This window comes from Micromonospora maritima (assembly GCF_902825405.1).
In the GTDB taxonomy this organism is placed as follows: domain Bacteria; phylum Actinomycetota; class Actinomycetes; order Mycobacteriales; family Micromonosporaceae; genus Micromonospora; species Micromonospora maritima.
The window spans coordinates 1-1,502 of the sequence record NZ_CADEAU010000825.1 but is presented as its reverse complement, the minus strand read 5'-3'; the positions used below and the strand labels follow the sequence as shown (position 1 = coordinate 1,502).

Genomic DNA, 1,502 nt, shown 5'->3' with positions numbered 1-1,502 from the left:
TCTTTCCCTACACGACGCTCTTCCGATCTCAGCGGGCGGCGGGGCCGAGCGCCGGCAGCGGTCGGTCCAGGTTGATCGGGGTGCCGCAGGCGTCGCAGCCGGTGCGGTCGGGGCGATCCGGCGGTACGGCGTAGCGGGCCACCGCCAGCCGGACCGGCGGCACGACCGCGAGGACCGCCAGCAGCCGGACGAGTGGGCGGTGCGGGACGGCCGCCGGGGCGGGCCGGTGGACCCGTTCGACGGTCACACCCGCCCCTCCGCCCGGTCGCCGACCGTTCCACTCTGGAGCACGCAGAGTGAGATCCGGTCCGGCCGCGAAGGGCGGAGGGCGGGCGGAGCGACCTGCGGGGGGCCGGCGGCACGACCGGGGAGAGCTGCGGCGGCGGCGCCTCCCGGGCCGGCCGGAGCGGTGGGACGGATCGGACTCCCGGGTCGGAGCCCACCCATACCGGCGGCCCTCGTGCCGACCTCCGGGGAACCGGCGACGCGTGCGGGTGAGCGCACTCCCGCCGCCGGGAAGGCCGACGATCGCCCGCCCGTCACCGTCCGGCCATCCACCGGTCGCCACCACCCGTCTTCACTCACCGTGTTCACGTGAATTGCCTCTGTTGCATCGGCTGACGTCAGCCTATGCTCGCCCCTTGGGTACGACGCAACCCCCCGATCAATGAGCGTCGGAGGCCGACCGGAGACAGCAGTTCCCCATTCTTTGAAGATCAGCACAGGTAAATGCATGCGGTGGCGGTCGAGGCCCGGACGGACAGATCCGGGCACGCTTCCGCATGCCCGGAGCGGGTCGGCGTGACCGCACCGGGCCGGCACCGAGGAGGGCACGGAGTTGCGCACACGGCAATCCCGTCTATGGGAAATCTGCCTGCTCAGCCTCGCGCTGGCGATCGGCGCGACCGGCTGCGGCACCCGGCCGGAGGCGACGACCGGCCCGCTGGCCGGAAGTGCCGCCACACCCGTGGCCCATTCCGACGCCGAGGAGAACGCGGCCGCACAGGCCGCGCTCGCCGCCTATTCCGGCTATCTCGACGCGTCCCGGACGGCGAGCGCGCGCAGTGATCCCGGGCATCCCGGACTGCCCCGATTTCTGGCTGATCCACTGCTGACCCGGGTACGGCTGGCAATTCGTGACGCGAAGGAGCACGGCGCGATGCGTACCGGAAAACTGGTTTCCGACCCCACCGTCGTCTCGGTCGACCTGGCCGCCGACCCGCCCACCGTCGAGATCCAGGACTGCCTCGACGCCCGCGACTACCGGCTCGTCACCGTCAAGGACCGCAAGACCGTGCCCGGCACCCGCGGCGGCCGCTACCTGGCCACCGCCACCGCCGCCCGCTACCCGGACGGCCGATGGCTGATCAACGCCGGTGCCGCGCACCAGGACCAGCCGTGCTGACCTGGGGAGGTGGGGGTGCCCCGGCCCGCCGGACCCGGGCCGGGGCGTCCCGACGGCTGCTGCTGGCCGCCGGCCTGGCCGCGCTGCTGACACTGAC

The 1,502-nt window shown here is 73.5% G+C and carries 1 protein-coding gene and 1 pseudogene; one reads left to right on the top strand and one right to left on the bottom strand.

The genetic code is table 11. The features are described from left to right. Positions 1–31: 31 nt before the first annotated feature. Positions 32–184: pseudogene (locus tag HUW36_RS32685) on the bottom strand (prepilin peptidase); the annotation flags it as partial. Positions 185–838: 654 nt separating this feature from the next. Between HUW36_RS32685 and HUW36_RS32680 the strand changes: the two are divergent. Further along, entirely contained in the window at positions 839–1,405 is a 567-nt protein-coding gene (locus tag HUW36_RS32680) for a hypothetical protein (protein WP_174531565.1), read from the top strand. Positions 1,406–1,502: the final 97 nt, after the last annotated feature.